Here is a 21,247-nt window from a genome sequence, read left to right on the forward strand (position 1 = left end):
GATTCGCGCGCCCCGCGGGCTCAGACCCGTCGTGCGGCGGCCGCCGCCTCCTGCCCATCCACGTCAGGCGACGCGAACTGCGACTGGTACAGCCGCGCGTACGCCCCACCGGCCGCCAGCAGCGTCTCGTGGTCACCCGTCTCGACGATCCTGCCGTGCTCCATCACGACGATGACGTCGGCGTCGCGGATGGTCGAGAGCCGGTGGGCGATGACGAACGACGTGCGGCCACTGCGCAGCGCGTTCATCGCGTGCTGCACCAGCACCTCGGTGCGTGTGTCGACCGAGCTGGTCGCCTCGTCGAGCACGAGGATCTCCGGGTCGGCCAGGAACGCCCGCGCGATCGTCAGCAACTGCCGCTCGCCGGCCGAGAGCGACGAGCCCTCGTCGTCGAGCACCGTGGCGTACCCGTCGGGCAGCGTGCGCACGAACGGGTCGACGTGCGTGGCGCGCGTGGCGGCCAGGAACTCCTCCTCGCCCACCTCACGGCGCGTGCCGTAACGCAGGTTCTCCTCGATCGTGCCCTTGAACAGCCACGTGTCCTGCAGCACCATGCCGACGCTCGAGCGCAGCGCGTCACGCGTGAGCTCGCGGGTGTCGACGCCGTCGAGCGTGATGCGCCCGCCGTCCACCTCGTAGAACCGCATGAGGAGGTTGACCAGCGTGGTCTTGCCGGCGCCCGTGGGCCCGACGATCGCCACCGTCTGCCCCGGCTCGGCGACCAGGTTCAGGTGGGCGATGAGCGGCTCGCCGTCCTCGGGCACGGGCGCATAGGAGAACGAGACGTCCTCGAACGCGACGCGACCGCGCACCCGGTCGAGCACGATCGGCGCCGCCGGGTCCGCCGTCTGCTCGGGCGCGTCGAGCAGCTCGTAGACGCGCTCGGCCGACGCGACGCCCGACTGCAGCAGGTTCATCATCGAGGCGACCTGCGTCAGCGGCTGGGTGAACTGCCGCGAGTACTGTATGAACGCCTGCACGTCGCCCAGGCTCAGCGTGCCCGAGGCGACCCGCAGGCCGCCGACCACGGCGACCACGACGTAGTTCAGGTTCGCCAGGAACCCCATGGAAGGCATGATCGTGCCGCTGATCGCCTGCGCCTCGCGCGAGGCCCGGTACAGCGCCTCGTTCTCCGTGGCGAACCTCTGCGCGGACGCCTCCTGCTGGCCGTAGACCTTGACCAGCGAGTGCCCGGTGAACATCTCCTCGACGTGCGCGTTGAGCCGGCCGGTCGAGGCCCACTGGGCGATGAACCGCGGCTGGCTGCGCCGCGCGATCCGCGTCGTCACGATGACCGAGAGCGGCACCGTCACCAGCGCGACCAGCGCGAGCACCCACGAGATCGAGAACATCATCGCCAGCACGCCGAAGACGGTCAGCACCGAGGTGATGAGCTGGGCGAGCGTCTGCGTCGTCGTCTGGGCGACGTTGTCGATGTCGTTGGTGACGCGCGAGAGGATCTCGCCCTTCTGCTGCTGGTCGATGTGACTGAGCGGCACGCGGTGCAGCTTGGCCTCGACCTCGTCGCGCAGGCGCCGCATGGTGTTCTGGACCGCGATGGTCATGATGTACGTCTGCAGCCACCCGAACAGGAACGCGCCGACGTAGATCGCCAGGACCCCCAGGAGCACCTGGCCGAGCCGGTCGAAGTCGATGCCCTGGCCGGGCACGACGTTGGTCATCCCCGCGAGCATGTCGGCGAGGCGGCCCTCGCCCGACTGGCGCAGTGCGTCCACGGCCTGCGCCGTCGTGGCGCCCGCGGGCAGGCGCGCGCCGAGCATCATGCCGACGACACCCTCGAAGATGATGTTGGTCGCATGCCCCAGGATGCGCGGCCCGATGACGGACAGCGTGACCGAGGCCAGGCCGCTCAGCGTGAGCGCGACGACCTTGCCCCGCTCGGGCCGCATCGAGCGCGCGAAGCGCAGCAGCGACCCCTTGAAGTCCATCGCCTTCTCGCCCGGCATGCCCATGCCGCCCGGTCCGCCTGCGGGACCGAACCCGCGGCGCGGCGGGCGAGTGGGCTTGGTGTCCGCCGCGGTGGCTCCCTGCTCGCTCATGCTGCCTCCTCCAGAGACATCTGGGAGGTGACGATCTCCTGGTACGTGTCGTTGCCGGCGAGCAGCTCGGCGTGCGTGCCGCGCCCGACGATCCGCCCGTGCTCGAGCACGAGGATCTGGTCGGCGTCGCGGATGGTGGCCACGCGTTGGGCGACGATCAGCACGGTCGCGTCCTGCGTGCGTGGGGCCAGGGCGGCGCGCAGCCGCGCGTCGGTCGTGTAGTCGAGGGCCGAGAACGAGTCGTCGAAGAGGTACACCCGTGGGCGGCGGATCACCGCCCGGGCGATCGCCAGCCGCTGACGCTGTCCGCCAGAGAACGTGGCCCCGCCCTGCGCGACCGGCGCGTCGAGCCCCTCGGGCAGCTCGGCGACGAAGTCGCGCGCTTGCGCGACTTCGAGCGCCTCCCACATCTCCTCCTCGGTGGCGTCGGGCTTGCCGTAGCGCAGGTTGGAGGCGATCGTCCCGCTGAACAGGAACGCCTTCTGCGGCACCAGCCCGAGAAGCGAGCCCAGGTCCCCCGTCGCGAGCGAGCGCACATCGACCCCGTCGATCCGCACGGCGCCGCCCGTGGCGTCGAACAGGCGCGGGATCAGGTTGAGCAGGGTCGTCTTTCCGGCGCCGGTCGAGCCGATAACGGCGGTCACGGTGCCCGGCTCGGCGGTGAACGACAGGTGCGCCAACACCGGGTCCGCGGCGCCCGGGTAGCGGAACTCGACGTCGTCGAGCTCAACACGCCCGCGCGGGCCGCCTCCGCCTCCGAGGTCCGCGAGCGCGACCGGCGCCTGCGGCTCGACGACCGACGTCTCGGTGGCCAGCACGGCGCCGATGCGCTCGGCGGCCACCGCGGCGCGCGGCACCATCATGGCCATCATCGTCGACATCATCACGGCCATGAGGATGTACATGAGGTAGCTGAGGAACGCCGTCAGCGACCCCACCTGCATCGAGCCCGCGTCGATCTGCCCGGCGCCGAACCACAGCACCGCCACCGACGACAGGTTCATGATGAGCATGACCGCGGGGAACGCGATGGCCATGAGCTTGCCCGCCCCCAACGACGTCTCGTAGAGGGCCTGGTTGGCCTGGCCGAACCGCTCGACCTCACGCCCCTCACGCACGAACGCGCGCACCACGCGCAGGCCCGAGATCTGCTCACGCAGGACGCCGTTGATGACGTCGATCCGGCCCTGCATCGCCCGGAAGTACGGCACCATGCGCCACAGCAGCAAACCCATGACAATGCCCAGCACGGGCACGATGACCAGCAGCAGCCCCGACAGCGCGACGTCCTGCCGCAGCGCCATGATGACGCCGCCGATCGCCATGATCGGGGCCATGACCATGATCGTGAAGGTCATCAGCAGCACCATCTGGACCTGCTGGACGTCGTTGGTGGTCCGGGTGATGAGCGAGGGCGCCCCGAACTTGCCGACCTCGCGCGCGCTGAAGCCCTGGACCGAGTCGAACAGGTCGCGGCGCAGGTCGCGGCCGAACGCGGTGGCGGCGCGGGCGCCGAGGAACACCGCCGCGATGGCGCAGACCATCTGGCCGAGGCTGACGGCGAGCATCCAGCCTCCGGTGCGCCAGATGTAGCCCACGTCGCCCACCACGACGCCGTTGTCGATGATGTCGGCGTTGAGCGAGGGCAGATAGAGGTTCGCCAGCGTCTGCAGCAACTGCAGCGCGAGCAGGCCGCCGACGGCGGCGGCGTAGGGCCGCAGGTATCTGCGGGCCAAGGTCAGGAGCATGGGGGGTCCTTGGTGGTGGGTGTCTCGTTCGTGGGTTGCTCGTGGGACGGTCCGGGGCGCTCAGCCCGACGGGCCGACGAGGCCGTGCACGACGGCGTCGGCCAGGACGCGGGCAGGCAGGGGCCGCACGAGGCTCCCGGGGCCGGCGCGCCCGTGCAGCACTGACGCTTCGATGAGCGCGACCGCGACGTCGACGGGCACGCGCAGCCGCGCCCGGTCGGGGGCGAGCGCGGACCGCAGCCCGTCCGCGATGACGGCGCGGTGCGCATCGTGTTGGTCGACGAGGCGCTGGCGCAACTCACCTAGGCGTCGCCCGTCCTCCGGACTGCGCGGTGCGGCCTCCCCCACACGGGCGTGCAGCGCGCGCAGGATCAGCATCCAGCGCGTGGCCTCCCCCATGCGCTCGTGGCCGAGCTCGATGATGCGCGTGACGCGCTCCACGAGCGGCAGCTCGCGGTCGACCGTGTCGAGGTCGGCGCGCGTGACCGAGGGCTCGGTGGCGCGCAGCAGGCCGGTGACCGCCACCTCGCCCACCAGGGTGTTCTTGTCCGGGAAGGCGCGAAAGAGCGTGCCCTCGGCCACGCCAGCGGCGGCCGCGAGCTCCCTGGTCGTCACGTCGAGTCCCTGCTCGGCGACCAGCGGCAGCGCCGCCTCGACGATGGCCGCGCGGCGCTCGTCCGGCGCGAGCGGCGCGGCGCGGCGGCGTCCGGCCTCGCGCCCGTCCACCCGCGTCGTGTTCACCAGGCAACCGTAAGTGAGTGAGTGCTCACTCCGCAAGGAGGGGCCGAGGCTGGCGCGCGCAGCGCGCGCCGGCACGACAACGGGCCTGCGGCCCCGCTCCGGCGTTCGGGAGCGGGGCCGCAGGCCCGTCAGTGATGCGGACTCAGCCCGCCGGCGGAGCCGGGGGCACGGGCGGGATCGGGGGAAGCGTCGGCTCCCCCGGGTGCTGCCCGGCCTCGTGCGACGGGTCGAACGGCATGCCCGACCGCGTGCCGGACGCCGTGGCGTCCGCCGTCGCGGCCTCGGACTGGCGCTGCGCCTCACGCAGCGCCTCGGCCGGGTCGGCGAGCGCGCCGGTGCCCAGTGCCTCCATGCGCTCCTTGCGCAGCGCCCTGGCGGCCGCCGACTCCTCCTCGTTCGACGTCACGGGGGCGCCGTCCGCCGGCACGCCCGGGATGCCGGACCCGCCGAAGCCCTTGGAGATCGAGCCCAGCGCGGCCGTGAACTCGGTGGGCACGACCCACAGCTTCGAGGCTGTGCCGTTGGCGATCTGCGGCAGCATCTGCAGGTACTGATAGGCCAGCAGCTTGGGGTCGGCGTCGCCCGTGTGGATGGCGTCGAAGACCTGGAGGATCGCGCGCGCCTCACCCTCGGCCCGCAGCACGCGCGACTGCGCGTCACCCTCGGCCCGCAGGATCGCCGACTGCTTCTCACCCTCGGCCGTGAGGATCTGCGACTGCTTGACGCCCTCGGCCGTGAGGATCGCCGCACGGCGGTCACGCTCGGCGCGCATCTGCTGCTCCATCGAGCCCTGCACCGAGGCGGGCGGGTCGATCGAGCGCAGCTCGACGCGGTTGATGCGCACGCCCCAGCGACCGGTCGCCTCGTCCAGGACGCCGCGCAGCTGACCGTTGATCTGGTCACGGCTGGTCAGCGTCTGCTCCAGGTCCATGGACCCGACGACGTTACGCAGCGTGGTGACCGTGAGCTGCTCGATCGCGGTGATGTAGTTCGCGATCTCATAGACCGCGGACTTGGGGTTGGTCACCTGGAAGTAGATGACCGTGTCGATCGAGACGACGAGGTTGTCGGAGGTGATGACCGGTTGCGGTGGGAACGAGACGACCTGCTCACGCAGGTCGACGCCCGCGCGCACCTTGTCGATGAACGGCACCAGCAGGTGCAGGCCTGGCTCCAGGGTCTTGTGGTAGCGGCCGAGCCGCTCGACGATCAGCGAGACCGCCTGCGGGACGATCCGCACCGCCCGCACCAGCGCCGTGACGAAGAAGATCAGCACGACGAGCAGGACCAGATACAGCACGAGCGTGGCGGGGTTCAGACTTCCGTCTTCGAACAAAACGAGTCTCCTTCGCTGGAGGTGACTCCGCCGCGGCAACGGCGAAGGACGTGCTCAGGCCGTGCTGGTGGCGCCCACGGGCGCCACGACGGCGGTCGCGCCGTCGATCCGCACAACCTCGACCTCGGACCCGACTGCCAGCACCGGCGAGCCGGGCCGTCCGTCGTCCTCAAGCCGGGCTGTCCAGACCTCGCCGGTCAACTTGACCCGGCCGCCGGTCTCACTCACCTCGGCGACGACGATCGCGCGCCGCCCGACCTGCGCCGCGGCGTTGGTCTCGGTCAGCGGCACACGCCGCTTGAGTTGGCGCAACACCCAGGGTCGCAGCGTCACGACGAGCAGCGCGGAGGTCACGCACGCGACGACCACCTGCAGCCACACGGGGGCGCCCAGAGCGGCCGCGAGCGCACCAGCCAGCGCGCCGCCGATGAGCATCAGGACGACGACGTCCAAAACGATGATCTCCACGATGCCGAGCGCGAACGCCGCGCCGACCCACCACAGCCAGTCCATCGTGGTCCTTTCGACGAAACCCAGGCAACCTCGGTCTTTTACCTGGAATTTACCCTCGCAAGCGGCCGTGGGCTAGCCATTCGGCAGAGTCGATCGCTCCTGGTGTCGCTCCTGGTGCCGTCCCTGTGTCGCCGCGGGCGTGGCCGCGCGCGCGAGCCACCGCCCACCGCCGTGGGCCACGAGCAGGTCGAGCCCGAACGCGGCCGACAGGTTCTGCGACGTGAGCACCTCCTCGAGCGGTCCGGCGGCCTGCACCGCTCCGTGCGGGCCGAGCAGCAGCATGTGGGTGAAGCCGGGCGGGATCTCCTCGACGTGGTGCGTCACCAACAGCAGCACAGGCGAGTGCGGGTCGCGCGCGAGCTCGGCGAGCGCGCTCACCAGCTCCTCACGGCCCCCGAGGTCGAGGCCCGCGCCAGGCTCGTCGAGGATGAGCAGCTCGGGATCCGTCATCAGGGCACGCGCGATCTGCACGCGCTTGCGCTCGCCCTCCGAGAGGGTTCCGTAGGTGCGGTTCGCCAGCGCGTCCACATCGAACGCGCGCAGCAGCTCGGTGGCGCGCTCGGTGTCGAGCTCCTCGTACTGCTCGCGCCAGCGCCCGGTGACGCCGTAGGCGGCGGTGACGACGACGTCGCGCACGAGCTCGTCGCCCGGGATCTGCTCGGCGAGCGCCGCCGAGGCCAGGCCGATGCGCGGGCGCAGCTCGAACACGTCGACCCTGCCGAGGGTCTCACCGAGCAGCGTCGCCGTCCCCGAGGTCGGATGCATCCGCGCCGAGGCGATCTGCATGAGCGTGGTCTTGCCCGCGCCGTTGGGGCCGAGCACGATCCAGCGCTCGCCGTCGGCAACCTGCCAGTCCAGCGCGTCGAGGATCGTGGTGGCGCCGCGTCGGACGGTGACGCCGTGGAGGTCGAGAACCCAGCTCATCGCGCGGCCCGCACCGCAGCGGAGGCGACGTGAGCGATCGGGTGAGGTGCACTCATGGTGCCCGACCCTATCGGTAGTCTGACGCCGTGCCCGCGAACCCCACCGCGCTCCCCCGCAGCGTCGTGCTCGCACTGTGGCTGCAGGCCGCACAGGCCGCGCCCGGCGTCGTCGTGCGGTGCGTTCAGGGCGACGACGAGCCCCACACCGTGACAGGACTGCCCGGCGCCGAGGCGCGCGACGCGGGCCTCAAACAGCTCGTCGAAGCGTGGTCGACAGGCCCGCGCGAGGTCGTCGCGCTCCAGCCCTCCCCGGGCGACCCCGCCGGTGTGCCGGCCGCGGCGACCCAAGCCGCGACCGACGCCGGAGAGTGCCTCGCCGTCGCCACCCCGCACGGGTCATGGGTCGTCGTGCCCCAGGTGACGACGTTCGGCAGCGCCCTCGAACCGGGCCACCTGGTCCAGTGGCGCGTGCTCGACGTGCCGCCGTGGTCGACGGCGGTGGCCGGCGCGCTCGGGTCGCTCGCCGAGGCCGAGCGCGAGCTGCGCACCGCGCTCATCACGGCGACCGACGCGCTCGACCAGCTCGACGTCGCGCGCTGGCGTGACGACGCGGCCGACGCGATCGAGGCCGTGCGGCGCACGTCGACCGACGCATGGCCCGTCCCCCCGCTCGACGGACGGCGCGCGCGCGTGCTGCAGCTCGCGACGCGGCTGCTCGCGATCGTGACCGTCGCGACCGCTGACGACGGTGGCGCCGTCAACCTGTGGCAGGTCGACCAGCGCTCGACGGCGCTGCGCGAGGTCGAGCGCACGGCCCGCCACGCGCTGGCCGCGGCGACCTACGCCCGCGCCACCGCCTGAGCCCCGCCCCGGCGGTAGAGCGCCACCCGGCGGTCGAGCCTGTCGAGACCCCCGCACACCCGGCGGTCGAGCCTGTCGAGACCCCAGTGCGTCGGGATGGTTTCGACAGGCTCAACCATCGGGGGCGCGGTTTCGACAGGCTCAACCATCGGAGCGGGCGCGTCAGCCCTCCAGGACGGCGCGGTAGACCTGCATGGTCCGCTCGGCGATGGCCGTCCACGAGAAGTGCTCCTCGGCCCGGCGCCGCCCGGCGGCCCCCATGTCGGCGGCCGACTGCGGGTCGGCGAGCACGCGCAGCAGCGCGTCGCTCAGGTCGCGCACGTACGTCGGCGGGTCGAGCGGTGTGCCCGTGCCGTCGTCGACCTGCTCGATGGGCACCAGCACGCCCGTGACGCCGTCGTCGACCACCTCGGGGATGCCGCCGGTCGCGGACCCGACCACCGGCAGGCCGACGGCCATGGCCTCAAGGTTGACGATGCCCAGCGGCTCGTAGACCGACGGGCACACGAACACCGTGCCCGCGGCGAGCACCGCGATCAGATCGGGTCGCGGCAGCATCTCCTCGATCCAGATGACGCCGGCGTCCTCGCCCGGGCCCGCGCCGCGCCGCTCGCGCAGGTTGGCGACGAGCGACTTGACCTCGGCGAGGATCTCGGGGGTGTCCGGCGCGCCGGCGCACAGCACGAGCTGGACCTCGGGAGGCAGCGCCTCGGCCGCGCGCAGCAGGTACGGCAGGCCCTTCTGGCGGGTGATCCGCCCGACGAACACGACCGACTGGCGCAGGGGGTCGATGCCCAGGCGCCGCGCGGTCGCCTGCGCGGCCTCAGCCTCGGCGCCGGTGTCGGCGGGGCGCGTCCAGCCCGACAGGTCGATGCCGTTGTGCACCACGTGCACCTTGGCCGGGTCGAGCTCGGGGTAGCAGCGCAGGATGTCGGCGCGCATACCGCCCGAGACCGCGATGATGCCCGCGGCGCCGAGGTAGGCGGTGCGCTCGGCCCAGCTCGACACCGCGTAGCCGCCGCCGAGCTGCTCCGACTTCCACGGGCGCAGCGGCTCGAGCGAGTGCGCGGAGATCACATGCGGGATGCCGTGCAGGAGGCCGCCGAGGTGGCCGGCCATGTTGGCGTACCACGTGTGGGAGTGGACCAGGTCGGCGCCGGCGAGGTCGTTCGCCATCGCGAGGTCGACGCCGAGCGTCGCCAGCGCGGGGTTGGCGCTGGCGAGCGTGTCGGGTATCTCATACCCGAAGACGCCCTCCGCCTCGGCCTGCGGCCCGCGCGGACCGTCGAACGCGCGAACACGCACGTCAGCGTGGGGTCGCAGCACCTGCGACAGCTCGGCGACGTGGACGCCGGCGCCGCCGTAGACGTGCGGCGGGAACTCGCGCGTCAGGAGGTCGACCCTGAGGCGCGCGGATGAGGGGGCGAGGCCGGTCGGTGGAGTCACGCGCACACCGTAGCGAGCACAACGACGCCACGCTATGAACTCGACGCGTCCTGGCAGCGCGACGCGGCGCGCGCGGCAATAGGGTCAAGCCATGGCGTCCACCCCCCATGTGCTCGCGATCGTTCTCGCGGGCGGCGAAGGCAAGAGGCTGATGCCGCTGACCGCTCACCGCGCCAAGCCCGCGGTGCCGTTCGGCGGCATCTACCGTCTGATCGACTTCGCGCTCTCGAACATCATCAACTCCCACTACCTGCGGGTCGTCGTGCTGACGCAGTACAAGTCGCACTCGCTGGACCGGCACATCTCCAAGACGTGGCGCATGTCACCGCTCTTGGGCAACTTCGTCTCGTCGGTGCCGGCGCAGCAGCGCGTCGGCAAGCACTGGTATCTCGGCAGCGCGGACGCGATCTACCAGTGCCTCAACATCATCGAGGACGAGCGGCCCGACATCGTGGTCGTCGTGGGCGCCGACCACGTCTACCGCATGGACTTCTCGCAGATGGTCGCGGCGCACATCGAGTCGGGCGCCCGCGCCACCGTCGCGGCGATCCGCCAGCCCATCGCGCTCGCCGACCAGTTCGGCGTGATCGACGTCGACCCCGCCCAGCCGGACCGCATCCGCGAGTTCCTGGAGAAGCCGACCAACCCCGTGGGCCTGCCCGACGCGCCGCATGAGGTGCTCGCGTCGATGGGCAACTATGTGTTCGACGTCGACGCGCTGGTCGAGGCCGTCACCAAGGACGCGGCCGACCCGAGCTCGCGCCACGACATGGGCGGCGACATCATTCCGGCGTTCGTCGAGCAGGGCACCGCGGGCGTCTACGACTTCATCCGCAACGACGTGCCGGGATCGACCGACCGCGACCGCGACTACTGGCGCGACGTGGGCACCATGGACGCCTACTTCGAGGCCAACAAGGACCTCATCGCCGTCCAGCCGGTCTTCAACCTCTACAACGGCGAGTGGCCGCTGTACACCGGGTACATCGGCCTGCCGCCGGCCAAGTTCGTGCATGCGGGCCCCGGTCGCCTCGGCCACGCGGCGGACTCGATCGTCTCCCCGGGCGTGCTCGTCTCGGGCGCGACGGTCGCCGGCTCGATCCTGTCGCCCGGCGTGCACCTGCACTCGTGGGCCACGGTCACCAACGCCGTCCTCATGGACGACGTCCAGGTGCACCGCCATGCGCAGGTCCACCGCGCGGTCATCGACAAGAACGTCGTGGTGGGCGAGCGCGCCCGCATCGGCGTCGACCACGAGGAGGACCGCGCGCGCGGCTTCACCGTGACCGAGTCGGGCATCACGGTTGTCCCCAAGGGCACAATCGTCACGTGAACCATGCGCTGCCGCACGTGACGGCCCCGCGACGCCTCGTCGTGACCGACGTCGACTCCACCTTCATCCAGCAGGAGGTCATCGAGCTCCTCGCCGAGCACGCGGGCACGCGCGCCCAGGTCGCCGAGGTGACCGAGCGCGCGATGCGCGGCGAGCTCGATTTCGCCCAGTCGCTGCGTGAGCGTGTCGCGACCCTCGCGGGGGTGCGCGTCGAGGCGCTCGACGCCGTGCGGAAGGCCGTCGTGCTCTCCCCCGGCGCGGCCGAGCTGGTGGCCGAGTGCCACCGGCGCGGCTGGGCGTTCGGGCTCGTCTCAGGGGGCTTCGAGGAGGTCGTCGGTCCGCTCGCGGCGTCGCTCGGCGTGACACGTGTGCGGGCCAACCGGCTGGAGGTCGCCGACGGCGTGCTGACCGGCCGCACGCTCGGGACGGTCGTGGATCGAGCCGTCAAGGCGCAGACGCTGCGCGAGTGGGCGGGCGCGGAGGGCGTCGCGATGGCCGACACCGTCGCCGTCGGCGACGGCGCGAACGACCTCGACATGATCGCCGCGGCCGGCGTGGGCGTCGCCTACCGGGCCAAGCCCGTGGTGCGCGCCCAGGCGCCGCACGCCCTCGACGGTCGTCTGGACGAGGTCCTCGACCTGGTGGACGGGCTCGCGCGCGTCCCCTGAGGCCCACGCTGACGGGCCGCGCCGACGGCGTCCTCAGGGGCGGGCGACGGTCAGCAGGCGCGCGCGCGACCTGCCCCACACGGCCCAGTCGTCCTCGGACTCCAGGATCGAGTAGGTCGCCGTGGGCACGCCCACGCGCACCTGGGCGAGCGCGGCGTCGTCGGACCCGGGGCCGGCCAGGTGCGCGGCGGTCGCCGCGATGGTCGGCTCGTGCCCGACGACGAGCACGGTGGCGACGCCGCCCGCAGACCGCACCAGGTCGAGCACGTCGGCCACCGAGGCCTCATAGAGCTCGGGGCGCAGACGCACGTCGGTCGCGGCGCCGTCGAGCTGGCGCGAGAGCAGCTCCCAGGTCTGGCGCGTGCGCAGCGCCGTCGAGACCAGGGCGAGGTCGGGGGCGAGACCCGCGGCGGCGAACGCCTTGCCGACGCCGCCCGCCTGCTTGCGTCCGTTGGTCGCCAGGGGTCGCATCTCGTCGGGCACGCGGTCGCGGCCCGGCTCGGCCTTGGCGTGTCGCAGGAGCACCAGCCGTCGTACGGTCATCGTCTCTCTCAGGTCGTCGGGGGGCAGGCCTACTGCCCCATCGCGTGTACACCGCCGTCGACGTGAACGATCTCACCGGTCGTCGCCGGGAACCAATCAGACAGCAGGGCGACGACGGCGCGCGCGGCGGGCTCGGCCGTCGTCTGGTCCCAGCCGAGGGGCGCGCGGCTCGGCCACGCGTCCTCCATGGTCGCGAACCCGGGGATCGACTTCGCTGCGGTGGTGCGGATCGGCCCGGCCGAGACGAGGTTGGCGCGGATGCCGTCCGGGCCCAGGTCACGCGCCAGGTAGCGGTTGGCCGACTCGAGGCCGGCCTTGGCGACACCCATCCAGTCGTAGACGGGCCAGGCGAACTGCGCGTCGAACGTCAGGCCGACGACGGCGCCGCCCGCGGTCATCAGCGGCTTGGCCGCCACGGCGAGCGACTTGTACGAGAACGTCGACACGTGCAGCGCGGTGGCGACGTCCTCCCACGCACCGCTCAGGAAGTTGCCGCCCATCACGGACTGGGGTGCGAAGCCGATCGAGTGCACCACACCGTCGAGACGGTCGAGGCCTGCGGCGCGCACGGCGTCGGCGAGGCCGTCGAGGTCCTCTTGGCTCGTCACGTCGAGCGGCACCACGGGCGCCTCGACGGGCAGGCGGCGGGCGAACGCCTGCGTGAGCTTCATCTGGCGGCCGAACGAGGAGAGCACGACCTGCGCACCCTCCTCCTGCGCGAGGCGTGCGGCGTGAAACGCGATCGAGCTGTCGGTCAGCACCCCGGTGACGAGGAGCTTCTTGCCGTCGAGCAGACCCATGATGACCTTTCGGGAGCTGGTGCTGGGGGGAGACTAACGAAGCGGGCCGTCAGTGGCCCATGCCGAGGCCACCGTCGACCGGGATGACCGCTCCCGAGACGTAGGCCGCGGCGTCGGAGGCGAGGAACCGCACGACGCCCGCAACCTCGTCGACGGTGGCGAACCGGCCCGCGGGGATCGCCGACTTGTACTGCCGCTGGGTGTCCTCGGGCAGCACAGCGGTCATCGCCGTCTCGACGAAGCCCGGAGCGACGACGTTCGCGGTGATGCCGCGGCCGCCGAGCTCACGCGTGATCGACCGGGCCATGCCGACCAGCGCCGCCTTGGACGCGGCGTAGTTGACCTGGCCCGCGCCGCCGTACAGGCCCACGACCGAGCCGATCATGACGATCCGGCCGCGCCGCAGGCGGATCATGCCCTTCGAGGCGCGGCGCACCACGCGGAACGTGCCCGCGAGGTTGGTGTCCAGGACGGCGTCGAAGTCCTCGTCGCTCATGCGCAGGAGCAGTCCGTCACGCGTGACGCCGGCGTTGGCCACGAGCACCTCGACCGGGCCGAGGTCCGCCTCGATCGCGGTGAACGCCGCGTCGACCGCGGCGGAGTCGGTCACGTCGGCGACGTAGCCGTGGGCGCCGTCGGGCACGTCGCCGCCGCGATGCAGCGCGGCGACGGTGTCACCGGCGGCGACGAACGCCTCGGCGATGGCGCGGCCGATGCCGCGCGAGGCTCCGGTCACGACCACGACACGGGCGGGCGCGCTCATCGCGCTCATGGGAGGGTTCCTTTCGTCGGGAGGGGCCGAGTGTGAACGTACCGCGACGCCGCGCCTGACCACGCGCACGCCGCGGACCGCTTCACAGCCCGGACTTGCCGGATTCCTACAACGCCCCAGGTCCGCCCGCGGGCAGTCACGGACCCCTTGGGGGGTGTGCCCTGACGCGACCGACCGCTCGTAGACTGGCGGTGTGAGCACCACGCGGACCAGCGCGTCGGCCGCCGGGTCCGGCCGTCGGCAGGACGGAGCGGTGCCGTCGATCACCGACGCGCCCGAGTCCCTCACCGACGACCAGGCGCGCCGCCAGCGCCGGTACCTGCTGCAGATGGGGCTGCGCGTGGTGTGCTTCGTCGGCGCCTACTTCGCCGACGGCTGGCTGCGGTGGACGCTGATCGCCGGCGCCGTCGTCATCCCCTATCTCGCGGTGATCCTGGTCAACGCGGGCCGCGACCGGGTCCAGTACGCCACCTCGGCGCTCGAGCCCGCCGCGCCCCAGCAGTTGCCGCCGGCGCCCGAGGGGGCGACCGTCGTCGAGAACGATCCCGAGGAGAGCTGAATGGACCTGCTGGGCGCCGCGGACCCGGTCGCCGCGGGCGACCTCGTCTGCTCGGCCAAGGGCTGCCGGGCGCCCGCCGCCTGGGGTCTGCTGTGGAACAACCCCAAGCTGCACACGCCCGAGCGGCGCAAGGTGTGGCTCGCGTGCGACGACCATCGCCCGACGCTGGAGCAGTTCCTCGGCCGCCGCGAGTTCTGGAGGCGGACCGTGCCCGTCGCCGACCTCGAACGGCTCGACCCGGACCCGCGCTCGTGACGCTCGCCACGGCGCCGGCGCCTGCGGCCACAGCGTCGCGCACCCGTCGTCAGTGGGTGACGCTCGGCCTCGGGGCTGTGGTGGTCGCCGCGCTGTGTGTGCTCGCCGCCGTGTGGCAGTGGCACCGCTACACGGCGCGTGAGGCGCAGATCCACCTGATCGAGTCCAACTACGGCGCGGCGCCCGTCGCCGTCGGCGAACTGCTGCCCGCGCCCGGCGCGGCGCTGGCCGACGACGAGGTCTGGCGCCCCGTCACGCTGACCGGGCGCTACCGTCCCCAGGACACGGTGCTGCTGCGCAACCGGCCCGTCGACTCGACGGCGGGCTTCCACGTGCTCGTCCCGTTCGAGGCCGACGACGGGCTCGTGCTGGTGGTCGACCGCGGGTTCGTGCCGCTCGGTGAGGACTCCAGCAAGCCCGACGCGTTCCCCGCTCCCCCGGACGGCGAGGTCACGGCGACCGTGACGCTGCGCGCCGACGAGCCGGCGTCCTCGCGCGGCGCCCCCGGCGGGCAGGTGCAGGCGATATCGACGGCGCAGGTGCTGGGCGCGGGGCCGTCGGGCGCGTCATGGGCGCAAGGCCGGACCGTGGCGGCCTACGGGCAACTGCGCACCGAGCAGACCGCCTCCGACGCGGAGCCTGTGCCCACCGCGCTCATCCCGCTCCCCGCGCCCGACCTCGACCCGGGCTCACACCTGTCGTACACCTTCCAGTGGTGCGTCTTCGCGGCCGGCGCGCTCGGCGGGTACCTCGTGCTGTGGCGGCGCGAGACCCGCGGCGCCCAGCCGACGGCGGGCGATCTGCTGCTGGCCACAGGCGAGGCGAGCACGCGCGCCCCGCGGCCGCCGCGACGTCGTCGGCCGACGGACGAGGAGATCGAGGACGCGGCGCTCGGCGACGAGTGAGCGGTCGGCGCGACGAGTGACCGCGTGAGGTCACAGCCGCGCCGCGTGCAGCGCGTCGCACGTCTGGAGTGTTCCGCCGTTGTAGCCGGCCGTGAACCAGCGCACGCGCTGCTGCGAGGTGCCGTGCGTGAACGCCTCGGGGTTGACGCGGCCCGTGGCCTGCTGCTGGATGCGGTCGTCGCCGACGGCCGAGGCCGCCGACAGCGCGTCGCGCACATCGGCCTCGGTGAGCGGGTTCAGGAACGGGATTCCGGTGTCGGGGTCGAGGGTCGTGGCGGCGTGCGCGGCCCACATGCCGGCGAGGCAGTCGGCCATGAGCTCGATGCGCACCGAGTCGGAGGCCGCGCCCGTCCCACCCCGGTTCGCCTCGTCCATCGCGCCGATGAGGTTCTCGATGTGGTGTCCCATCTCGTGCGCGACGACGTACTTGCGCGCCAGCGGCCCGCCGGAGGACCCGAAGCGCGAGGTCAGCTCGTCGTAGAAGCTGACGTCGACGTAGATCGTCTGGTCGGGTGGGCAGTAGAAGGGCCCCGTGTCGGCGGTCGCCGGGCCGCACGCGGTGTCGACGGCCTGCGTGAAGCTGTACACCCCGGGCTGGGTGTACTGCACCCCGGCCTGCTCGGGCAGGACGTCCTGCCAGTACGCGTCGAGCGCCTGCGCCGTGGCCGACAGCTCGCAGTCCAGGTCGGTGTTGGCCTGCAGCGCGGTGCAGTCGGCAACGAACTGATCCTCGCCGGTGGCCTGCTGCTGGGCGCCGTCGGCGCCGGTGAGCGCGTCGGTGAGTCCGGCGATGTCGCCGCCGTTGCCGAAGAACATCGCCAGCAGCGCGACGATGACCGCGCCGAGGCCGCCGCCTGCGATAGCCCCGGTGCGGCGGGTGCCGCCGCCCTTGCGCACGCGCCCGCCCTCGAACTTGCCCCCCTCGCTGAACGTCATGTGCACACGGTAAGTCGCGCGCTCGCGGCGCGCGGCCCCAGTCGGGGCCGCGTCCCCTGCGCCGCCGCGGCGGCCTGGCGCCCCGGTAGACTCGGGTGGCCGCCGCCGCCGTCGGCGCCCCCGCACGGGCCTCTTGGGGCTGCGCGCGCCGGGGTTCCCGACCTTCCCGACAGACACCGAGGCACACCTGTGATCACCGCCCACGGCGTCGAGCTCCGCATCGGCGCCCGCGTCCTGCTGCACGAGGCGACCTTCCGCATCGCCTCAGGCGACCGCATCGGCCTCGTCGGCCGCAACGGCGCCGGCAAGACGACGCTCACCAAGACCCTCGCGGGCGAGACGCAGCCGACATCGGGCCAGATCGTGCGGTCGTCCGACGTCGGCTACCTGCCGCAGGACCCGCGCACCGGTGACCTCGACGTCATCGCGATGGACCGCGTGCTCTCGGCGCGGGGGCTCGACTACCTGGTCACGGCCATGCGTGAGACCGAGGCCCGCATGGCCTCGCCCGACCCCGACGTCATGGCCGCCGCGCTCGAGCGCTACCCCAAGCTCGAGACGCGGTTCCTGGCGGCGGGCGGGTACGCCGCCGAGTCCGAGGCGCACCGCATCACGCACAACCTCGGGCTCGACGACCGCATCCTGGGCCAGCCGCTGCGCACCCTGTCGGGCGGGCAGCGCCGTCGCGTCGAACTGGCCCGCATCCTGTTCTCGGGTGTCGGCACACTGCTGCTCGACGAGCCGACCAACCACCTCGACGCGGACTCGATCCTGTGGCTGCGCGACTACCTGCGCTCCTACCCGGGCGGGTTCATCGTCATCAGCCACGACGTCGACCTGTTGCGCGACACCGTCAACAAGGTGTTCCACCTCGACGCCAACCGGGGCGAGCTCGACCAGTACAACCTGGGCTGGGACAAGTATCTGGAGCAGCGCGAGCAGGACGAGAAGCGCCGCCGTCGTGAGCGCGCCAACGCCGAGAAGAAGGCCGGCGCGCTGCTGGCCCAGGCCGAGAAGATGCGCGCGAAGGCGACCAAGGCGGTGGCGGCGCAGAACATGATCCGCCGCGCCGAGACCATGCTGGGCGGGTTGGAGGGCGAGCGGCAGGCCGACAAGGTGGCGCGGCTGCGCTTCCCCAAGCCCGCGCCGTCGGGCCGCACGCCGCTCACGGCCAAGGACCTGTCGAAGTCCTACGGCTCGCTCGAGGTGTTCACCGGGGTGGACCTGGCGATCGACCGCGGGTCGCGCGTGGTCATCCTCGGACTCAACGGCGCGGGCAAGACGACGATGCTGCGCATCCTGGCCGGCGTCGAGAAGCCCGACACGGGCGAGGTCGTACCTGGGCACGGGCTCAAGCTGGGCTACTACGCGCAGGAGCACGACACGCTCGACATGGACGTGACGGTCGTGGAGAATCTGCGCCACGCGGCGCCCGACCTCACCGACACCGAGGTGCGCAGCGTGCTCGGCTCGTTCCTGTTCTCGGGCGACGACGCCGACAAGCCGACGCACGTGCTGTCGGGCGGCGAGAAGACGCGCCTGGCCCTGGCGACCCTCGTGGTCTCCAGCGCCAACGTGCTGCTGCTCGACGAGCCGACCAACAACCTCGACCCGGCCTCGCGCGCGGAGATCCTGGGCGCGCTCAAGACGTACGAGGGCGCCGTCGTCATGGTCACGCACGACGACGGAGCGGTCGACGCCCTGGAGCCCGAGCGCGTCCTGCTCCTGCCCGACGGCGACGAGGACCTCTGGAGCGACACCTACCGCGACCTCGTCTCCCTCGCCTAACCACCCCGCCGAGATACCGGTCCTCGGTCATTCCGGGTGTTCTCGGTGACCGGACTCCGGTATCTCGACGCGGGACCGGTATCTCGTGGGAGGGTGCGGGGGTGAGAGAGGGGTTGCTCGCGTACCGGGTCCGGGCGCAGATGGTCACTGCGGGGACGGCCCGGGGCGACGGGGCGTTCGTGGTCGGGCGGCTGGGCGGCGTGCAGGCGCAACTGCACGACATGTCGCTGTGGGCGCTGTCGCGGCGCAGCGGACGCACACGCGCGCAACTCGCCGCGGAGTTCGACGCCGGAGCCTTCGTGCGCACGCACGTGCTGCGCCCAACGTGGCACCACGTGCTGGCCGCCGACCTGCCCGACCTGCTCGCGCTGACCGCAGACCGTGTGCGCCGCACCCTGGACACCGCGGCGCGGACCGCCGGCCTGCCGCCCGCCACGCGCCACGCCGCCGCCGACGTCGTCGCCGAGGCCGTGCGCGCCCACGGCCCGCTGACCCGCGCCGAGGTCGCCGCACACCTGACCGCGGCCGGACTCGACGGGCCGGGCGGCCGGTGGGCGACGCAGCCGCTCGCGCATGTGCTCATCGAGGCGGAACTGCGCGGAGCGGTCGGGTCCGGTCCCATGCGCGGCAAGCAGCACACCTACCGCGCGCTCGACCTGCCGCCGTCGCGCCGCGCCGACGACGAGCGCCTCGCGTGGCTCGCGCGCCGCTACGTGTGCGGCCACGGCCCTGCGCGTCCCGAGGACCTCGCCTGGTGGGCGTCGCTGCCGGTCACGGCGGCGCGCCGCGCGTTCGCCCTCGCGGCCCTGCGCCCCGTCACGCTCGCGGGCGTCGAGCTGTTCGTCGACGACGACGCCGCACCGGATGCGTCGCCCGTGCCCGCGGCGATGCTGCTGTCCAACTACGACGAGCTCATCTCCTACCGTCGCGACCCGGGCGACTGGGGCCCGTACGCGACCGACGCGGTGCTGCGCGCGCAGGGGCTGGTGCTGGTCGACGGCGCGCTCGTCGGCCTGTGGACGCGCGCGGAGACGACGCGCGGCGTCGTCGTCACGGTCTCGACGCCCGTGAGCCTTTCCGCGCGAGCGCGCGCCGGCCTTGAGGCCGAGGCCGAGCGCTACGGCCGGTTCGCCGGCCTGCCCGCGACGCTCACCATCGCCTGAGCCGGGCCCGCCGCTCCCCCGCTCCCCCACTCACACGAACGCGAAGACGGGCGGGAACACGAGCACCACCACCGCCGCCCAGGCGGCGTACACCGGCAGGTAGCGCGTCTGCCAACGCTCGACGGCGCCGAACCCGCCCGCCCCGCGCAGGAACCGCCACACCAGCCACCCGGTCCCGACCAGGTGGACCAGCAGCACCAGGTTGAGGCCGAGCGCCGCCGTCTTGTTGGCCGTCCACCCAAACTCGGCGGTGCGCGAGACCATCGCCGACAGGGCGACGGCGTTGACCGCGACGGCGACCACGACGAGCACGAGCTGGAGCCCGTCGAACCAGGTGCGCGGCGCGAGCGGGTCGCGCGCCGAGATCGAGTAGAGCAGCAGCGCGAGCACCAGCACCAGCACGGCGTCCATGAGGATCAACAGCTCGCGGTCCACCGAAACGAGCGACCCGTGGGCGAGCAGCACCACGAGCGTCGCCGCCAGCATGACCACGGTCAGCGGGGTGAAGACGCGCGTGAGCACAGGCGCCATGTTCTCCACGACGCTCTTCTTCGCCTCGACGAGCCAGGCCGCGACGAAGAGCGCTCCTGGGCCGGCGAACGGCATGAGCCAGTCCTCGACGAAGGGCTCGAGGCTGACGTTGACGACGCCGAACATGGCCACGGTCAGGCCCAGCAGCATGCTGCCGCCGATCGCGATGAGCGTGAGGTAGATGAGCAGCTCACCCGTGAACCGGACGAAGTCCATCCGACGGGCGTGAGAACGCCAGCGGCCGGTGTAGGCGACGCCCAGCAGCAGCCAGAGCACGACCGGCAGATGGGTCGCGGCCAGCACGAATGTCATCCCGGGGCCGTCGTTCGCCGGGCTGGCGAACGGGTAGAGGTTGACCGCGAGCGCCGGCGCCGCGGCGAGCGCCACCAGTGCGACGACGACGCGCGCGGGCAGCCGCCGCGACCATGCGAAGTAGGCGGCGAGGAACGGCAGGACGGCGACGGCGGCGTTGGCGAGCAGCAGGGTGTCGTCACGGGCGCCGAGCAGCGCCTTGACGACGAGTCCGCAGGCCCCGGCCAGCGCGATCAGCACGCCGAGGTCGCGTAGGCGTGTCGTCGTCGCGGCGGGCTCGTCGGGCACCAGGACGAGCTGGCGCCACAGCCGCTCGGAGTGCTCGCGCGCGAACTCACGCGAGACGGCGTCGAGGCCGCCCATGCGCTTGACCGCGACGAGGAAGGCCTCGTCGTCGTCGAGGCCGCCGGCGCGCAGGTCGTCGACCCGGCCGCGCAGGTTGTCCTCCAACTCCTCGGCGTCGTCCGGGGTGATGGCATGGCGCCGCAGCACCCAGGAGCGCCACAGGTCGATCTGCTCCTCCAGCGTCCCGCGCTCGTCGAGACCGGCCGGGGTGGGAGCCTGACCCGGCTCGTCCGGCCCGCCGCTCACGCCCATGCCTCCGCGGTCGCGGGGCCGGCCTCACGCCGGTCCCACACCTGGCGCAGCGCGTCGGCGACGACACCCCACTGCGCCTGTCGCTCGCCCAGGGCTTGGCGTCCGGCGGGGGTCAGCGCGTAGTGCTTGCGCTTGCGCCCCGCCTCGGACACGCCCCACCGGGCGGTGACCCAGCCGTTGCGCTCAAGCCGGTGCAGCAGCGGGTAGAGCATGCCGTCGGTCCACTGCATGCGGCCCCCGGACAGCTCGCCGACGCGTTTGAGGATGGCGTACCCGTGCAGGTCGCCGCCCGCGAGGATGCCCAGGACGAGCGGTGTCGCGCTGGCCGCGACCAGGTCCTTGTCGATGTGCACGAGCACGCTCCTATACCTAGCGGTGCAAGGGATTGAACCCTAGCACCACAAGGTATCGGGGCGCAGGACGCGCCGACTCACCCGGCGCCGCCCGACGATCCGCG

At 72.6% G+C, this 21,247-nt stretch carries 21 protein-coding genes; 8 read left to right on the forward strand and 13 right to left on the reverse strand.

Going from position 1 to position 21,247, the window contains the following annotated elements:
• Positions 1-20: 20 nt before the first annotated feature.
• The 6 genes from EV386_RS07025 to EV386_RS07050 all read right to left on the reverse strand — a co-directional run bounded on the left by EV386_RS07025 (position 21) and on the right by EV386_RS07050 (position 7,322).
• Entirely contained in the window at positions 21-2,060 is a 2,040-nt protein-coding gene (locus EV386_RS07025) for an ABC transporter ATP-binding protein (RefSeq protein WP_130413597.1), read from the reverse strand.
• Complete coding sequence (locus EV386_RS07030; RefSeq protein WP_130413599.1) at positions 2,057-3,808, reverse strand: ABC transporter ATP-binding protein; 1,752 nt, start codon at positions 3,806-3,808, stop codon at positions 2,057-2,059. Before EV386_RS07030 ends, EV386_RS07025 begins: the two co-directional genes overlap by 4 nt.
• Before the next feature lie 60 nt (positions 3,809-3,868).
• Positions 3,869-4,549: a TetR/AcrR family transcriptional regulator gene (locus tag EV386_RS07035; RefSeq protein ID WP_242607864.1), complete on the reverse strand. Its 681-nt coding sequence runs from the start codon at positions 4,547-4,549 to the stop codon at positions 3,869-3,871.
• 142 nt (positions 4,550-4,691) lie between these two features.
• Positions 4,692-5,885: an SPFH domain-containing protein gene (locus EV386_RS07040; RefSeq protein WP_242607865.1), complete on the reverse strand. Its 1,194-nt coding sequence runs from the start codon at positions 5,883-5,885 to the stop codon at positions 4,692-4,694.
• A gap of 54 nt (positions 5,886-5,939) precedes the next feature.
• Positions 5,940-6,398, reverse strand: a complete 459-nt coding sequence (locus EV386_RS07045) for an NfeD family protein (RefSeq protein ID WP_130413600.1) — start codon at positions 6,396-6,398, stop codon at positions 5,940-5,942.
• Between the two features lie 72 nt (positions 6,399-6,470).
• The gene (locus EV386_RS07050; protein WP_130413602.1) at positions 6,471-7,322 is read right to left on the reverse strand and encodes an ABC transporter ATP-binding protein; all 852 of its coding nucleotides are present in this window, start codon (positions 7,320-7,322) and stop codon (positions 6,471-6,473) included.
• A gap of 86 nt (positions 7,323-7,408) precedes the next feature.
• Between EV386_RS07050 and EV386_RS07055 the strand changes: the two genes are divergently transcribed.
• Positions 7,409-8,182 carry a hypothetical protein gene (locus tag EV386_RS07055; protein WP_130413604.1) on the forward strand — a complete coding sequence of 258 codons (774 nt, stop codon included), beginning with the start codon at positions 7,409-7,411 and terminating at the stop codon, positions 8,180-8,182.
• 162 nt (positions 8,183-8,344) lie between these two features.
• Here the strand turns inward: EV386_RS07055 and glgA are convergent, their stop codons facing one another.
• The gene (glgA, locus tag EV386_RS07060) at positions 8,345-9,628 is read right to left on the reverse strand and encodes a glycogen synthase (RefSeq protein WP_207216486.1); all 1,284 of its coding nucleotides are present in this window, start codon (positions 9,626-9,628) and stop codon (positions 8,345-8,347) included.
• Between the two features lie 91 nt (positions 9,629-9,719).
• Here glgA and glgC point away from each other — a divergent pair, with 91 nt between their 5' ends.
• Both glgC and serB read left to right on the forward strand, forming a co-directional pair.
• Positions 9,720-10,961 (forward strand): glucose-1-phosphate adenylyltransferase, encoded by a 1,242-nt coding sequence (gene glgC / locus EV386_RS07065; protein WP_130413606.1) that lies wholly within the window; start codon positions 9,720-9,722, stop codon positions 10,959-10,961.
• Entirely contained in the window at positions 10,958-11,629 is a 672-nt protein-coding gene (gene serB / locus EV386_RS07070) for a phosphoserine phosphatase SerB (RefSeq protein WP_130413608.1), read from the forward strand. The genes glgC and serB overlap by 4 nt, the downstream gene beginning before the upstream one ends.
• A gap of 33 nt (positions 11,630-11,662) precedes the next feature.
• Here the strand turns inward: serB and EV386_RS07075 are convergent, their stop codons facing one another.
• From EV386_RS07075 to fabG, 3 genes are read right to left on the reverse strand one after another with little or no spacing between them, the layout of a single operon-like run.
• Positions 11,663-12,172 (reverse strand): SixA phosphatase family protein, encoded by a 510-nt coding sequence (locus EV386_RS07075; RefSeq protein ID WP_130413610.1) that lies wholly within the window; start codon positions 12,170-12,172, stop codon positions 11,663-11,665.
• A 29-nt stretch (positions 12,173-12,201) separates the two neighbouring features.
• On the reverse strand, positions 12,202-12,972 hold the full coding sequence (gene fabI / locus EV386_RS07080) for an enoyl-ACP reductase FabI (protein WP_130413612.1): 771 nt from the start codon (positions 12,970-12,972) through the stop codon (positions 12,202-12,204).
• Positions 12,973-13,021: 49 nt separating this feature from the next.
• Positions 13,022-13,744, reverse strand: a complete 723-nt coding sequence (gene fabG / locus EV386_RS07085) for a 3-oxoacyl-ACP reductase FabG (RefSeq protein WP_130413614.1) — start codon at positions 13,742-13,744, stop codon at positions 13,022-13,024.
• Between the two features lie 193 nt (positions 13,745-13,937).
• Between fabG and EV386_RS07090 the strand changes: the two genes are divergently transcribed.
• From EV386_RS07090 to EV386_RS07100, 3 genes are read left to right on the forward strand one after another with little or no spacing between them, the layout of a single operon-like run.
• A complete protein-coding gene (locus tag EV386_RS07090) occupies positions 13,938-14,303 on the forward strand; it encodes a DUF3099 domain-containing protein (protein ID WP_242607866.1) in 366 nt (121 codons plus the stop codon).
• Positions 14,304-14,558: a hypothetical protein gene (locus EV386_RS07095; protein WP_130413616.1), complete on the forward strand. Its 255-nt coding sequence runs from the start codon at positions 14,304-14,306 to the stop codon at positions 14,556-14,558.
• A complete protein-coding gene (locus EV386_RS07100) occupies positions 14,555-15,463 on the forward strand; it encodes an SURF1 family cytochrome oxidase biogenesis protein (RefSeq protein WP_130413618.1) in 909 nt (302 codons plus the stop codon). The genes EV386_RS07095 and EV386_RS07100 overlap by 4 nt, the downstream gene beginning before the upstream one ends.
• A gap of 30 nt (positions 15,464-15,493) precedes the next feature.
• Here the strand turns inward: EV386_RS07100 and ypfJ are convergent, their stop codons facing one another.
• On the reverse strand, positions 15,494-16,399 hold the full coding sequence (gene ypfJ / locus EV386_RS07105) for a KPN_02809 family neutral zinc metallopeptidase (protein ID WP_130413620.1): 906 nt from the start codon (positions 16,397-16,399) through the stop codon (positions 15,494-15,496).
• Positions 16,400-16,588: 189 nt separating this feature from the next.
• Between ypfJ and EV386_RS07110 the strand changes: the two genes are divergently transcribed.
• Positions 16,589-18,187, forward strand: coding sequence for an ABC-F family ATP-binding cassette domain-containing protein (locus tag EV386_RS07110; RefSeq protein ID WP_130413622.1), 1,599 nt, complete (start codon positions 16,589-16,591; stop codon positions 18,185-18,187).
• Positions 18,188-18,288: 101 nt separating this feature from the next.
• A complete protein-coding gene (locus EV386_RS07115; RefSeq protein ID WP_130413624.1) occupies positions 18,289-19,350 on the forward strand; it encodes a winged helix DNA-binding domain-containing protein in 1,062 nt (353 codons plus the stop codon).
• Positions 19,351-19,380: 30 nt separating this feature from the next.
• On the opposite strand, the gene EV386_RS07120 is transcribed toward EV386_RS07115, so the two are convergent.
• Both EV386_RS07120 and EV386_RS07125 read right to left on the reverse strand, forming a co-directional pair.
• Positions 19,381-20,784 carry a permease prefix domain 1-containing protein gene (locus EV386_RS07120; RefSeq protein ID WP_242607867.1) on the reverse strand — a complete coding sequence of 468 codons (1,404 nt, stop codon included), beginning with the start codon at positions 20,782-20,784 and terminating at the stop codon, positions 19,381-19,383.
• Positions 20,781-21,143, reverse strand: coding sequence for a PadR family transcriptional regulator (locus EV386_RS07125; protein ID WP_130416815.1), 363 nt, complete (start codon positions 21,141-21,143; stop codon positions 20,781-20,783). Before EV386_RS07125 ends, EV386_RS07120 begins: the two co-directional genes overlap by 4 nt.
• Positions 21,144-21,247 lie beyond the last annotated feature (104 nt).

Source organism: Xylanimonas ulmi (assembly GCF_004216535.1).
Lineage (GTDB): Bacteria > Actinomycetota > Actinomycetes > Actinomycetales > Cellulomonadaceae > Xylanimonas > Xylanimonas ulmi.

Bases quoted from the DNA above. Each gene is read 5' to 3' on its own strand.
- EV386_RS07095 (WP_130413616.1), top strand. From the start codon at position 14,304: ATGGACCTGCTGGGCGCCGCGGACCCGGTCGCCGCGGGCGACCTCGTC.
- fabI (WP_130413612.1), bottom strand. From the start codon at position 12,972: ATGGGTCTGCTCGACGGCAAGAAGCTCCTCGTCACCGGGGTGCTGACC.
- EV386_RS07025 (WP_130413597.1), bottom strand. From the start codon at position 2,060: ATGAGCGAGCAGGGAGCCACCGCGGCGGACACCAAGCCCACTCGCCCG.
- ypfJ (WP_130413620.1), bottom strand. From the start codon at position 16,399: ATGACGTTCAGCGAGGGGGGCAAGTTCGAGGGCGGGCGCGTGCGCAAG.
- EV386_RS07030 (WP_130413599.1), bottom strand. From the start codon at position 3,808: ATGCTCCTGACCTTGGCCCGCAGATACCTGCGGCCCTACGCCGCCGCC.
- glgC (WP_130413606.1), top strand. From the start codon at position 9,720: ATGGCGTCCACCCCCCATGTGCTCGCGATCGTTCTCGCGGGCGGCGAA.
- EV386_RS07045 (WP_130413600.1), bottom strand. From the start codon at position 6,398: ATGGACTGGCTGTGGTGGGTCGGCGCGGCGTTCGCGCTCGGCATCGTG.
- fabG (WP_130413614.1), bottom strand. From the start codon at position 13,744: ATGAGCGCGATGAGCGCGCCCGCCCGTGTCGTGGTCGTGACCGGAGCC.
- EV386_RS07075 (WP_130413610.1), bottom strand. From the start codon at position 12,172: ATGACCGTACGACGGCTGGTGCTCCTGCGACACGCCAAGGCCGAGCCG.
- EV386_RS07050 (WP_130413602.1), bottom strand. From the start codon at position 7,322: ATGAGCTGGGTTCTCGACCTCCACGGCGTCACCGTCCGACGCGGCGCC.